Origin of the sequence: Blautia sp. MSJ-36 (assembly GCF_018917985.1) — a bacterium.
Taxonomy (GTDB): Bacteria; Bacillota; Clostridia; order Lachnospirales; family Lachnospiraceae; genus Blautia_A.
In genome coordinates, this window is sequence record NZ_JAHLPQ010000021.1 from 1 (window position 1) to 13,362 (window position 13,362).

Annotated in this window: 11 protein-coding genes and 1 pseudogene; all 12 read right to left on the reverse strand. The window is 39.0% G+C overall.

Features of this window, described 5'->3' with window-relative positions; genetic code table 11:
* Nucleotides 1-174: 174 nt before the first annotated feature.
* A pseudogene (gene glmS, locus KQI39_RS12840) lies at nucleotides 175-1,578 on the reverse strand (glutamine--fructose-6-phosphate transaminase (isomerizing)); the annotation flags it as partial.
* Nucleotides 1,579-1,632: 54 nt separating this feature from the next.
* Nucleotides 1,633-2,883, reverse strand: a complete 1,251-nt coding sequence (locus KQI39_RS12845; RefSeq protein ID WP_216418855.1) for a nucleotide sugar dehydrogenase — start codon at nucleotides 2,881-2,883, stop codon at nucleotides 1,633-1,635.
* 54 nt (nucleotides 2,884-2,937) lie between these two features.
* Nucleotides 2,938-4,392 (reverse strand): sugar transferase, encoded by a 1,455-nt coding sequence (locus KQI39_RS12850; RefSeq protein ID WP_216418857.1) that lies wholly within the window; start codon nucleotides 4,390-4,392, stop codon nucleotides 2,938-2,940.
* Between the two features lie 204 nt (nucleotides 4,393-4,596).
* Complete coding sequence (locus tag KQI39_RS12855) at nucleotides 4,597-5,154, reverse strand: hypothetical protein (protein WP_216418859.1); 558 nt, start codon at nucleotides 5,152-5,154, stop codon at nucleotides 4,597-4,599.
* Nucleotides 5,073-7,397: a hypothetical protein gene (locus tag KQI39_RS12860; RefSeq protein WP_216418861.1), complete on the reverse strand. Its 2,325-nt coding sequence runs from the start codon at nucleotides 7,395-7,397 to the stop codon at nucleotides 5,073-5,075. The genes KQI39_RS12855 and KQI39_RS12860 overlap by 82 nt, the downstream gene beginning before the upstream one ends.
* A gap of 185 nt (nucleotides 7,398-7,582) precedes the next feature.
* Complete coding sequence (locus tag KQI39_RS12865) at nucleotides 7,583-8,017, reverse strand: transposase (protein WP_253293179.1); 435 nt, start codon at nucleotides 8,015-8,017, stop codon at nucleotides 7,583-7,585.
* Nucleotides 7,915-8,424, reverse strand: a complete 510-nt coding sequence (locus KQI39_RS12870; RefSeq protein WP_216418862.1) for a hypothetical protein — start codon at nucleotides 8,422-8,424, stop codon at nucleotides 7,915-7,917. Before KQI39_RS12870 ends, KQI39_RS12865 begins: the two co-directional genes overlap by 103 nt.
* A 165-nt stretch (nucleotides 8,425-8,589) precedes the next feature.
* Entirely contained in the window at nucleotides 8,590-10,287 is a 1,698-nt protein-coding gene (locus tag KQI39_RS12875; RefSeq protein ID WP_173771947.1) for an AAA family ATPase, read from the reverse strand.
* 85 nt (nucleotides 10,288-10,372) lie between these two features.
* Nucleotides 10,373-11,314, reverse strand: a complete 942-nt coding sequence (locus KQI39_RS12880) for a M48 family metalloprotease (protein ID WP_216418864.1) — start codon at nucleotides 11,312-11,314, stop codon at nucleotides 10,373-10,375.
* 181 nt (nucleotides 11,315-11,495) lie between these two features.
* Nucleotides 11,496-12,029 (reverse strand): hypothetical protein, encoded by a 534-nt coding sequence (locus KQI39_RS12885; RefSeq protein ID WP_148447137.1) that lies wholly within the window; start codon nucleotides 12,027-12,029, stop codon nucleotides 11,496-11,498.
* A gap of 15 nt (nucleotides 12,030-12,044) precedes the next feature.
* A complete protein-coding gene (locus tag KQI39_RS12890; RefSeq protein WP_216418866.1) occupies nucleotides 12,045-12,368 on the reverse strand; it encodes a hypothetical protein in 324 nt (107 codons plus the stop codon).
* A gap of 13 nt (nucleotides 12,369-12,381) precedes the next feature.
* Nucleotides 12,382-13,248 (reverse strand): hypothetical protein, encoded by an 867-nt coding sequence (locus KQI39_RS12895; RefSeq protein ID WP_216418868.1) that lies wholly within the window; start codon nucleotides 13,246-13,248, stop codon nucleotides 12,382-12,384.
* Nucleotides 13,249-13,362 lie beyond the last annotated feature (114 nt).

Below are 13,362 nucleotides of genomic sequence, written 5' to 3' on the forward strand. Positions count from 1 at the left end.
GCCCTGGTTTCCTACGCTTATTTTTCTTCCCTGCTTCTTCTTTTCCTATTTCTCTTTAAAATCTGTTGCTTCTCTAAGACTGATTTTCTCTTAAGTTGACGCTATGTTTACCACATTGGTACCTGACCCCTAGTGGTTCTTTGAAATTTTAAAGTTATCTGATCCAATGTGATTTCACTCCACTGTCACACTCTTCGCCAAATTCCTTGGCTTATCCACATCCAATCCCTTCGCAACACTAACATAGTATCCCATCAACTGCAGCGGAACCACAGCCAAGCTTCCAACGAAGTGCTCATCCACTTTCGGCACATACACCGTAAAATTCACCTGATCCTCAATCTCATAATTTCCATAAGTCGTAAGTCCCATCAAATATGCTCCTCGGCTCTTGCATTCCAACATATTTGAAATTGTCTTTTCATACAATTTATTCTGTGTTAGCACACCTATTACAAGAGTTCCATCTTCGATCAAGCTAATCGTTCCATGTTTCAATTCTCCTGCCGCATATGCTTCAGAGTGGATGTAGGAAATCTCTTTCAATTTTAAACTTCCCTCCAGGCAAACAGCATAATCAATTCCTCGACCGACAAAAAATGCATCATGTGCATTCGCATACTTAGCAGCAAACCACTGAATTCGTTCTTTATCATTCAATATTTTTATCATTTTATCCGGAATTGTCAATAATTCTGAGATATAGTAACTGTACTGCTCATCAGTAATTTTCTCTCTAACTTTTGCAAACTGAACAGCAAGGCAATACATAGCTGCAAGCTGTGCACTGTATGCTTTCGTCGTTGCAACAGAAATCTCTGGTCCTGCAAGAGTATAAAATACTTTATCGGCTTCGCGTGCAATACTGCTACCAACTACATTAACAATTGCCATTGTGGTTATCTTTTTTTCCTTTGCCATTCTTAACGCAGCTAAAGTATCTGCGGTTTCTCCAGACTGACTAATCACAATTACAAGTGCATTCTGATTTAAAGGCATACTACGATATCGAAACTCTGATGCCAATTCCACTCTTACAGAAATACCTGTTATATCTTCTATTACATACTGTGCAGCCATACCAACATGCCATGCAGATCCACAAGCAACAATATAAATTTCATTAAATCTTTTAATTTCTTCATCTGTAATTTCTATAGTAGACAAATCAATAATATTTTCTTTAATTACAGAATTTAATGTGTCCTGAATTGCTTTTGGTTGCTCATAGATCTCCTTCAGCATAAAATGTTCAAAACCTGATTTTTCTGCTGCTTCTGCGTCCCATTTAATCTCTGTTGTCTTTTTTTCAATTTCATCACCATCGAGATTGTAAAAATGCGCTTCACCTGATGTCAACTTAGCAAATTCAAGATTGCCAATATAATATACATTTCTGGTATACTTTAAAATTGCAGGTACATCCGAAGCAACATAAGTTTCACCGTCTGCAATACCAATAATCATTGGACTATCTTTTCTAGCAACCCAAATTTCCCCAGGAAAATCCTTAAACATCAATTCAAGTGCATAAGAGCCTCGAATACGTACCATTGTCTTTGCAATGGCATCTACAGGCCCCATGTTGTCCCTCCATTTTTAAAATCTGCAGTATATTTTTCATAGTATTCATTAGTCTCTCTGGAAAATATCCCTCGTATAAACCTTCCCCTTCACATCATCCAAACACCCATCATACCGATTGGCAATAATCGCCTGACTCATATCCTTAAACTTCTGCAAATCATTCACCACAACACTGCCAAAGAACGTCTCTCCATCTTTCAGTGTCGGCTCATAAATCACAACCGTAGCACCTTTCGCTTTAATTCTCTTCATAACCCCCTGAATCGAACTCTGGCGGAAATTATCACTATTACTCTTCATAGTCAGACGATATACGCCGATAGTCACAGGCTTCTCCTGCTTCTCATCATACTCGTTATCCCCATCATAATCATAATAACCAGCCAGTTTCAGAACACGGTCCGCAATAAAATCTTTTCGTGTACGATTACTCTCAACAATGGCCTCAATCAAATTCTCCGGAACATCGGCATAATTTGCCAGCAGCTGCTTGGTATCTTTCGGCAGACAATATCCGCCATATCCGAAAGAAGGGTTATTATAATGACTACCAATACGAGGATCAAGGCAAACACCGGCAATAATCTGCTGTGTATTCAGACCCTTACTCTCTGCATAGGTATCCAGCTCATTGAAATAAGCAACTCGAAGTGCCAGATATGTATTGGCAAACAGCTTCACAGCCTCAGCCTCTGTAAATCCCATGAACAGAGTATCAATCTCTTCTTTAATTGCACCTTCCTGTAAAAGTGCCGCAAATTCATGAGCTGCTTTTACAAGGCGATCATCCTCTAAATCTGTACCTACAATAATACGGCTTGGATACAGATTATCGTAAAGTGCTTTTGACTCACGTAAAAATTCAGGGCTGAAAATAATGTTTGCAGAATCAAACTTCTTACGAACAGATGCCGTATAGCCTACCGGGATGGTAGATTTGATAACCATAATCGCATTTGGATTATATTTCATAACCAGTTTGATTACTGCTTCTACAGCAGAAGTATCAAAATGCTGTGTACGGCTGTCATAATTGGTAGGAGCCGCAATCACAACAAAATCCGCAACACTGTATGCAGCTTCTGCATCCAGTGTTGCGGTCAGGTTTAATTCTTTCTCAGAAAGATATTTTTCAATGTATTCATCCTGAATCGGAGATTTCCGGTTGTTGATCAGCTCTACTTTTTCAGGCACAATATCCACTGCAGTCACCTGGTGATGCTGGGAAAGCAATGTCGCAATTGACAATCCCACATAACCAGTTCCTGCTACTGCAATTTTGTAATCTTTTGTCATTTCTTTTGTTCCTCCAAAATAACTTATGTATTCTTGATGCCAATGCAAAGTGCATCAACAACTCCCATCCCTCTTAATAACCGCCAAAACCGTCTTAAGCAAGATCTTAATATCCAACCCAATATTCCACTCCGAAATATACTCCGTATCCAACCTAACAATCTCCTCAAAATCCGTAATATCACTCCGGCCACTAACCTGCCACATCCCGGTAATCCCCGGCTTAATAGCAAGCCTAGCCCTATGATGCAGCTCATACTGCTCCAGCTCATCCGGTAAAATCGGTCTGGTACCCACTAGACTCATAGATCCATTCAGTACATTCCAGAACTGCGGAAACTCATCCAAAGAAGTCTTCCGGATAAATTCACCGATACCAGTCTTCTTCCGGCCATCCGGAAGAACTTTATTACCAATAACACGAGGGTCAAAATCAATCTTGAACATACGGCCGTCGCTCATCTTATTCTGAGACATCAGCTCCGCTTTTCTTGCCTCCGCATCCATATACATGCTTCGGAACTTGTACATCTTAAACGGTTTTCCATTTTTACCGATTCTGGTCTGGGAGAAGAAAATCGGTCCCGGGGAACTGATGTAGATCGCAGGTCCCACAAAAATAAAGATAATACCAGTTAACAGGCATCCTACAAGACCACCGGCAATATCCAGAAGTCTTTTAACCATGGCCTGACGGTCTGTGGCATAGTTCATGCTTGTAGTGATTACGGTGTAATCGCCGATTCTCTCCACGAGCTGTTTCTGTCCCGGAGTTTTACGGATTCTGGACAGATTGACATGGACAACGATTCCCATTTCCAGGAGCTCCTCGTACAGTTTCTGGGGATATGTATACTCTTCACTTACATTGATCAAAACTTCATCTACCCAATGCTGGCAGATAAAGGCAGAGGCATTTTCAACAGATGCCACTACCGGGATTCCGGAGATCTCTTTTCCGGTCATGTCACCATCTGTAATAATAATCCCATTAATGTCATAGCGGTTATAATTATGCTCGCGAACAGACTCCACCACAGACTTGGCAATATCTGAGGAAGTTACAATGTAAAGAGAATGCTCTCCTCTTTCTGCCATCATATGTACGAGATGTTTTTTCCAGAAGATTCTGACTGCATAGGATAAAATACCGAAGATAATACCGGTAAGATACAGGACCGCCCTTGAAAAGTGTCTTCCGCTGTCTACCGTAAACAGATAAAGACCTGCTGCAAGCTCCACTACAATGATCTGCTTGACCAGGACATTAAACTCACGGTAATAGCCTCTTCTGAGAACTCCTGTGTAGATTTCAAACACCATAATTACGATGAGATTGGTACCGAGAATGAACACCAGCGTATTGCGGTAAGTTTCATTACTGATAAAATTGATATAATCGTGAACTCGAATATAATATGCAAATATATATGCTAAAAACAGGCATATGAGATCCAGCAATATAAAATCCTTATGTTTATACCACCCATGGGATTTCTTTTCGTACATCTTTTTCCTCTTTCCTCCAAGTATGTGTTGTTTCTATCCGGATTTGATGTAATCTGTACTATTATTGTGTTGTTTTGTGTCTTTTTACATCGAAATATGGACATTTTGTTTATGTTTTATCATACTATCCATTGTTGGATGTGTCAATGAAGTAAGGTGCCTGTTTTTTACAGAATATGCCTCATGGGCAGGAGGAGGAATGTTTCACACCACATCCTCCCTCAACCCAAACCCAACCTCAGACCCCATCTCCACAAGAAAGTCCAAAACAACCAGCACCTGTTTCCGTCTGTGTTCCTCTCTCCGCAGCGTAACTTTTTCCCTCTTTACCAGCTCACTCATATATTCTTCTATAAAATACTGCGTATTCACCGGCAATTCCACTTTTTTCAGATGAGGATTATTTTTTATAATAAAACTCAGCCATTCCACACCTTCTCTAAAAAATGTATCTTTTCCTACAGAATTCAGTACATACGCTATCGAATACAGAACAATGGGATGGTAACCAATTCTCGCTGCTGCCCTTCTGTAGAAATTCGCATTTTCATGTTTCAGAGAATCCCAGGATGTCAGATTGTCTGCCCATATCTCGGATGCCAGAAGATAGCTTTTTACTAACTTTTCAAATGTCTTTCTGTCTCCAAAATACAATACATCTCCCCTTTTTTCCAGTTCTTCTACCTCATCACATTTTCTGAAAATATCCGGCTGAAGAAGGTTCCAGATATTCCAGAACGCTTGATATCTGGGCTTTTCCACTTCACAGGCAACCATTTTTCCCAGATCCAGGTTGCAAAGGTATCTTCCATGGAAATATGAGGCCGCATGCTCTGTAACAGTTTCTTCTGTCTGTCCGGTGTCAAAGCCAGCGTATAATCTGCCAGCCATTTTACATAGGAATGGCCACGCTCCCCGGTGTAAGGCCTGCTTTCTTTCTCATCGGCTTTATCGAAGATTTTTTCCCAGATGTTCTCTCCTGTATTTATAATGAATGAAAAATTTTCTTCCTCCTCTTTGTTTAACAATTCATAGAGAGGCAGTAAACATCGAAATTCCAGAGAATCTGTGTTGATCTCATTGATATCTGTTATTTCTCTGTTGAAAATCTGTTCGATACAGGCCGTATTTTCATCAAGAAACGTTTTTAATTTTCCGTTTTCTCCATGCCGCCGTTTTTTTCTCCGATAAGACGGAGACAGATCCGCATAAGCGTACAGAACTTTCAGTGCTGCATGACGATCCTGTTTCCAGAGAAGATCTGCAATGCAGGGCGGAAGCATTTTCAGTTTTTCCCGGCGATCCAGCAGAAGCCCTACAAGTAAAAACATGGGATTGTCCCAGTCTGCAGACAGATTTTCACAGGAGACCTGTCTGGTCAGTTCCGGAAGTACTGCATCAATTGCGCCACTTAACAGATAATTTTCTTTTGACAGAAGCCATTGCTTTACTGTCATCCGTACAATTTCCGCACAGCAGGTAATCGCTTCTTCGGAAAGTTTTTCCCGGAAATCACGCAAAAGTACCTCACATGTGTACATTGCAGTAGACAGATCCCATATCCCTTCTGTATTATTCTTACCTTCCAGAATTTCCATCATCTCTGTATATGCTGTCTCGGGCTGTTCTTCATATTTCGTATAGTTCTGGTAATTCTCCTTTTTTCCCTGATAGCGGGCATGGGCCCACACGTCCAGCTCTATATGTTGATCCTGATAAAATTCTTCTCTCTTTTTTTCTGTATTTTTCCTCAGCTCGGTCAGTTCCTCTGGCATCTGGGGTTTTAATCTCAGATATTCCCGTCCATTTTTCTCTACAATTTCCGTTTCCTGGTTTTCCAGATATCGTCTCAGATCTATATGATAGTATATATATTGATCGGTTGGATTCCAGTTTTCCATAGCTTTTGTTGTTTGATCAATACTATTGTAGAGTGTGGATATTCTGCTGTTAAACTCTTCTGCTGACAGATTCCCCTGTAACGGATAATATTCCGATCTGTGATCCAGTGCATTTGTCTGAATCACTTCCGTAAAAAGTTCATCCAGTTCTTCTTTTATTTCCTTCGCCGCATTCAGTATAATATTGTCCAGCTTTTTATAGACATCATTATTTTCCAAATCATATTTGTATTTTGACGCCACATAGATCTTTTTCCGCAGATACAAGGCAATCAGCCCGGCTGCTCTTGTTGCTTCGCCCTCATGTACTGCCTGCGTCCATGTATACAATGCCGCCGTTACTATCTGCTGATTTTTTTCCGACCAGTCAATCCTATCCAGATTCTCATATGTATATTTCAGAAGAGTTTCCCATACTGTGCCTCTTGGTCTTGTATACCGGTACTGATTAATTTGTATCCCTTTCTGGCCGTTGTTAATCAGCTTAAGCATTTCCGGATCTATGCTGCCTCTGCAGGCCGTATTCAGCAAAAACATCATCCTCGTAAAAAGTTCCGGACCGGACTTGCTTAACAAAGTATCCCGAATAAAATATCCTTCTTCACTTTCAGAGTTCATTAATGCGATCAGTGTCTCGTCTTTCCACTCCTGCCCCAGTTCTTCATCGTCATAAAGGTCCAGCAGAAACTGAAGAATCCAATCCTCCCCGTCCGACAGTCGGCTTTCCAGCCAGATCCGGTATGATTTTCTGCTGCGAAGGGAATTCCCCAGATCTGCGAAAAATGTTTTTTCGGAACAGGTGTCCTGTTCCAGGCGTTCGGTAAAGATGTGATTGGTTACAATCTCTTCGTATACATCATGACTCATCATCCAGTTTTTCCGGTTTTCCTGATAGGGTATGATAATTCCGCTGCTTTCCAGTGCGGAAATGGCCTCAAAATCATCGGTGGCTTTCAGGGAATAGGTATATCGCTCATGTGCCATCATGTCACTGACCATCTGCTGGACAAAAGCTTCTCTTTTTACCGGCAGATTGTTATACTGCTGAAAATCGTTACGGATGACCTGATTCCAGATTGCGTCCCGGAACAGGGTTACGTTCATGTTTTCATCTTCTGAGCTATGATCCATATTCAGATACAGGTTCAGGTGACATCCTCCCCCACCTATAGAGGTGGGGGCTTCCCAACCTCGGCAAGTTTGGTTCTCGTTCGATAGCACCTCTGTGCTAAGCATAAGCGAGCTATCCCCGTGTGTCCCACGGTTTGTATTAGGTTATTGCATTGCGGTCATGCATTTACTAATCGCATTCCTTCATTTCTGATATTTATAGCCGCATTTACATCTCTGTCGTGGTGGGTTCCACACTGCGGACAATCCCACTCTCTTAACGCAAGATTTTTCGTTTTAACATTCTTGTAAACACAAACAGAACAGGTTTGGCTGCTTGCAAAAAATCTATCTACCCTTACAAGCTTTTTCCCCTGTTCCTCCAATTTGTATTTTAAAAATGTTGCGAACATTCCCCAGCCGTTATCTGAAACAGATTTTCCAAAATTCAGCGACCGTGACATTGCTTTCATATCCAAGTCTTCTATACATACACAATCATAAGCATTGGCTATCTGCCTTGACTGCTTATGCAGGAAGTCTTTTCTTTGATTAGAAACCTTTTCATGGAGTTTTGCCACCTTAATCCTCTGCTTATTACGATTTTTTCCCATCCATTGCGTATACAGAATTCCATTGGTGTTTCATGAGCCAGATGTTCTGCTTCATAGAATGTATCCAGTGCTGCTTTGTTTTCTCCTATTTTCTTGAAATCTTCGGACATGCATAAGTACGTATCTATATTTTTATCATTTACGGTTATTTCTGCATGAATCAAATCGTAATGAAGGTGCTCTATTCCCAGAATATTCAGAAGTCTGTCTGTAATTAGTTCATTTACACATTCGTGTCCTATTATTCCATTTATACCATCATAATTAGATAATTTATAGTATTTCTTTGGTTTTTGTAAGTCGTCTGTTGCTTTCAGAAAAGAACCTGCTGTTCCGGATGAGGATCGGATCTGTGACCATTGAAGATATTTCAGGTCTTGTTTTTCGTGAATGATACGGGTACTCATGCATGACCTCCTTTTTGTTTTATTATATGATTTTACTTGTTTTACGTCAAGTTTTTAGTAATATAAAAGGTAGTCTCAGAATGGTTTGGTCTCTGAGGCTACCTTTTTCATCCAACAGTTTTTTCGGCCCTAATATAGTTCATATTTTAATTTTTATCTTCTGCATTATGAAGTACCTATCACCACCCTACAATCCTTCTTATAACAAGCAATCCCATACTTAATAATCGACCGCATGCCATCGTCCTCCAATTTTGCAGCATATTTCCGCTCCTCGATCTGCCGCAACGCTTCTGTGCAGGCGTCCTTCATTTTTCCATTTTCGGCATACTTTACCTCAATGACAATGCCGGTCCGGCTTTCTGGTATTTCTATCAGAATGTCACTGTAGCCGGTGCCGGATTCTGCGTTTGACCGGATGATCCAGTTATCTTTGTATCCGAGAAGTCCTAAAAGCATTCCGTGATAAAAGTTTTCTTTCTTCGCAGTGGCTGTATCACGGATGCTTATTGTATTCCACAGATAGTTTCCAAAAAGCTCTTCTATTTTTTCCGGATTCTGTTCTGAAAAAGCATTACAAAACTGATTCAGGGTGTCGCCATCCTGCCTTGAGGTCTGCCGGAACCACTCTCTGATCTGCTTTATGAAGAGATTTTTTACTTCCAGATTGGGGATCTTCAGACGGAACTGATTTTCTGCTGTTTTTCCTTTCTGAGTCAGATAGCCGGTGGTAAAAAGCACACTCCACAGATTCTCGATGCTGCTGTCCAGCTCATTATATGTCAGTTCCTGGTGGATTTCCTTTGTTACAGTCTCTCCTGCGATCAGTCTTTCGATGTCGTTTTTTGTCTGACTGTCTGCTCTGTTGATAAATCTTCGTACAATTGCGTTTCCACTGGTATTGGACCAGTAATCTTCCGGTTTGGCGTTTGGATCTGCATATAATTTTTTGCAGTAACAGATTACGTCCCACGGGCAGTATACTTCTGTGTTTCCAAACTGATAACCGTCGTACCATTCTTTGACTTCTGTATAGTGTCCGGATAAATCGTAATAATTTAACATATCCTGTACTTCTGTATCGGTAAAGCCAAAGTATTCGTCGTACTGCACATCCAGTACCGATAATACTTCAAAATTGTTCAGGCCTGTAAATATACTTTCTTTGGCAATTCTCAGACAGCCAGTTAATACGGCAAAGTAAAGATTCGAATTTGTTTTTAATACATTACCAAACATGTTTCGGATCAGAGATACCATTTCCTCATAGTAGCCATTCTGAAAAGCTTTATCCAGGGGTACATCGTATTCATCAATCAGAAGAATGACTTTTTTTCCATAATGTCTGCAAAGTAAGGAAGATAAGGTTAACAGTGATTTTTCCATTGCTGAGTATGACATTTGAAAATCACCGGTGTCAGAAACCATTGTCAGGGCTTTATACATTTTTTTATCTGTTTCTGATAACTCAGGGCTTTTTTCCAGAAAAGAAAATCTTAAGGCTTCTGCACCGATCGCATATTTCATTGCCGCACAGGCGCTCTCAAAGTTCATTCCTTCAACGTTCTTTAAACTGATGGAAATTACGGGAAAATGTCCCATATATTTTTCGCAGAATTCTCTGTCTTCGGAGATCTTCAGGCCTTCAAATATTTTGGGATCTGTCCCGATTTCAAAAAAGGTCTGAAGCATATTCATGTTCAGAGTTTTTCCAAAACGCCGTGGGCGGGTGATAAGGTTTACTTCGCTCCAGTTTTGGATTAGACTGTGAATCATTTCTGTTTTATCGACATAATAGAAGTTGTTTTTGATTATTTTTTCGAAATTATCTATTCCTACTGGAAGTTTCTTTTTTTCTGGCATTGAAGCACCTCCCAAAACAAAAAATGGTTTCACAATATCATTATTTACTACAAATATGATATCATGAAACCTTTTTCACGTAAAGTTATACTCCCTGGCGAAGAAACTCTCCGTCTTCTCCGAGGAAATATGACAGGGATTCGACATTGTCATTTTTATAAATTGTAACATACGAATATCGGTTATATTCATCTACCAGTTCATTCCAACCATTTACCAGTGCCCGAGTATGCATAGCGCCTTTTTTGGTTCCTGCAATGGAAAAGTAGCTGTCCCGGTATTTTTCTTTTCCAAGGGCCCGTTTTTCGTAGGAAATCATCGCATCGAATCCGCTGCTGATAAGTTCCCGGGTAAGCTCGTTATCGCCTTTAACTCTTATAAGTAAATCACAGATCGCAAGACTGCAGTAATACATCCGGATGCCGGGGTATGGATGATCATATGATTCTATATCTTTTTCCTGATAATTTGAGAAATCTCTGTTGGAGTTTTTTGCAAAGACATCGAAGCATAAATAAAAAGATAAAAACAAAAGATCAAAGGTTGCACTTAATACCTTCCAGTCTTCTTTCCAATATCCAAGTGTAATGGCTGTATTCAGCATTGCTGCATAATAATCTGCGTCATATTCCCTCAACTGTGTAAGCCAGTTATCTTTATTTGTTGCCTCGTCTGCATATAATTCTTCTATGAAATTGTCTTCCGAATTTGTCAAAACATGTCCATGGGCAATATGTCCGAATTCATGGGCAATGATAAAATTCAACATGAACCGATATAGCTCTTTTTTATAGCTGTCTTCTTTTTCTTCTGACAGGTGAAATACTTTTCCGAAATTTTTATTACCGATGAATTCTTCGACCTCTTTCCAGAAAGCGACACAGAGTCCTATTGTCAGTACTATATAGTTTTTTCCTTCGTATCTCTTTGCGAATGCATTTACTCTGATATCATTTACGATCCAGACGGAGACCTGCATTTTTTCAAATACGTCTTCGGATACCCATGTCTTGATCCCTGGTCTCATTTCAGATAGCAGTGGGTTGGTGAATTCTGCTATGGAGTAGAAATCCGGGATGTATTCTAGTAATTCGATTTCGGCTTTGTTTATTTTAATTTTTGTCTTTTCCACTATATTAATCTATAAAAGCCCTAGAGTAACTGTGTCTCCAAGGCTTTTTCTCTCTTTCTTAATTTATTTTCCTCATTTATGCTTTTGTATCATAATCATACAACTTCGAAACAATCGTATACCTATGCTTTTGAAGATTTGAAAGTTCTGTTTCTATGCTTTTGTTAGCAATTTTCGTATTATTCCCAGCAGCCAAATAACAACTTTCTATTCCCTGTGTAATACCATCTTCTAGCCGCTCTGCTTCTTCTTTTAATTGTTTAAAAAGAGTTGTATCAAATAATTTAGCATAACTTACGACACCATTTCGTAATATATATATTTGGCGCTGTATTTTACCTATTATTTCTTTTATTTTCTTTTCATTTTCAGGTGTACACTCATTTATAAATTCTTCTGATGATCGTAAAAGTTGTTCCATTGTATCAAAGCATTCCCCTGTAAGATCCAAACCACGGCTTAGCAAAGTTTGTCTATACCAAAATTCTTTCTTTTCATCGTTAACATTTTTTTTACTAGTTCTTCTTTCAAAAATAAAAATCCCACCAACAAAAATAAGATTAACTATACTTGTAATTGCCTGAATAACCGCTGCCGTATTTTGTGTCACTATGCATCACCTCTCTTAAATATTCTTTAGAGATTCATAAATTCCTTCATCAATATTATGTTGCAATTCCTCAGACAAGGCAGCTCCATCATCAAATTTAAATATATATTTTTTTCGAAATCCATCTTCCTTCAAATTTATTATACTACTTTCAAATAATCCACCAAAAAAAGAAGAATTTATTGACCATGTATCCTTAGGCACAATTACTTCAATTTTCTGTTCTTGCGAATCCAGTTCATTTAATTTCAATTTTTTTCTCGCATCAATCCCTTTATCGCGTCCAGAAAAAATCTTAGAGCCATTACTTCTAAAATTTAATAAATTTATTTTTTCCACTACGTAATACCTCCTACCGCTTGTTTTCCATAATTTGTGTCAAATATTCTCTGTCAAAATAAAATTTCAATGAAATTACTGTTCCGGGGAAAAATGTATTTATATACTTTACATACCTGCCATCCGGCGGTTGGAAAATATCATTTTTTTCATTAAATGCTATTATTCTCCGTTGTTCATTTCCAAGTTCTTTATCCTCAACCATTTGAGATTTCAATTTATAAGTTCCATCAAAACAAATATGTGTATGCCCGGATGTAATCGACATCAAAGGAGTTTTATTTTCATTTGTCTGACCAATTAACTGGAAATTATTAATCAAACGAACTGTTCCTGTTCCCCTCCGTCGATTTCCTTCTACTTTATCATCTTTTAGCCGACTAATTCCTTCTTGAAGTGAAAACAGTGTATAGAGCATTTCTTCTGTCCAGTTTTTATTATAAAACTTCTCATGCTCTTTGGAAAGAAATTCAAGCTTCTCTCTTGTTTTCGATGAAGTCGTCTTTTCTTTCAATTGTTCATATATTGTATTACCAAAGTCAAAAATAACAAGCTGAACTTCTCCATAGCTATCTACCTGGACATTTTGCTGATAATGCCCCAATGCAAACCATGTAGTCTGTTCCCCACCGTGTATTTCACAGTTATCCAGCACCTCACCAAACAAAGTTCCAAGAATATTTTTTCCCTTTCCATTCAACGTATATCCCTGTGTATTCATACATTCAATTATATATTCTGCCAACTTGGTTGCTGTAATATCCGAAATCTGTGAATAATGGTATCCACTGATCAGCTTAAATCGTTTAATATTATGCCAATTCATTAATATTCCTGCATCCATATTCAAATCCATATGTGCAGCTAAACCACTTGCCATAAATACGTCCTTAACTTTTCCCTCTGCAGGAATTCCGCACCCTTTAGTGCTTTCAAATTTCTTCTACGTTTATTTTTTCTTCTTCTGAGTATAATCCCCTTTTGACATTTACGG

Excerpts from the sequence above, each read along its gene's own strand:
- KQI39_RS12845 (WP_216418855.1), bottom strand. The coding sequence starts at position 2,883 with ATGACAAAAGATTACAAAATTGCAGTAGCAGGAACTGGTTATGTGGGA.
- KQI39_RS12850 (WP_216418857.1), bottom strand. The coding sequence starts at position 4,392 with ATGTACGAAAAGAAATCCCATGGGTGGTATAAACATAAGGATTTTATA.
- KQI39_RS12895 (WP_216418868.1), bottom strand. The coding sequence starts at position 13,248 with ATGGCAAGTGGTTTAGCTGCACATATGGATTTGAATATGGATGCAGGA.
- KQI39_RS12880 (WP_216418864.1), bottom strand. The coding sequence starts at position 11,314 with ATGAGACCAGGGATCAAGACATGGGTATCCGAAGACGTATTTGAAAAA.
- KQI39_RS12865 (WP_253293179.1), bottom strand. The coding sequence starts at position 8,017 with ATGGGAAAAAATCGTAATAAGCAGAGGATTAAGGTGGCAAAACTCCAT.
- KQI39_RS12860 (WP_216418861.1), bottom strand. The coding sequence starts at position 7,397 with ATGAACGTAACCCTGTTCCGGGACGCAATCTGGAATCAGGTCATCCGT.
- KQI39_RS12870 (WP_216418862.1), bottom strand. The coding sequence starts at position 8,424 with ATGAGTACCCGTATCATTCACGAAAAACAAGACCTGAAATATCTTCAA.
- KQI39_RS12875 (WP_173771947.1), bottom strand. The coding sequence starts at position 10,287 with ATGCCAGAAAAAAAGAAACTTCCAGTAGGAATAGATAATTTCGAAAAA.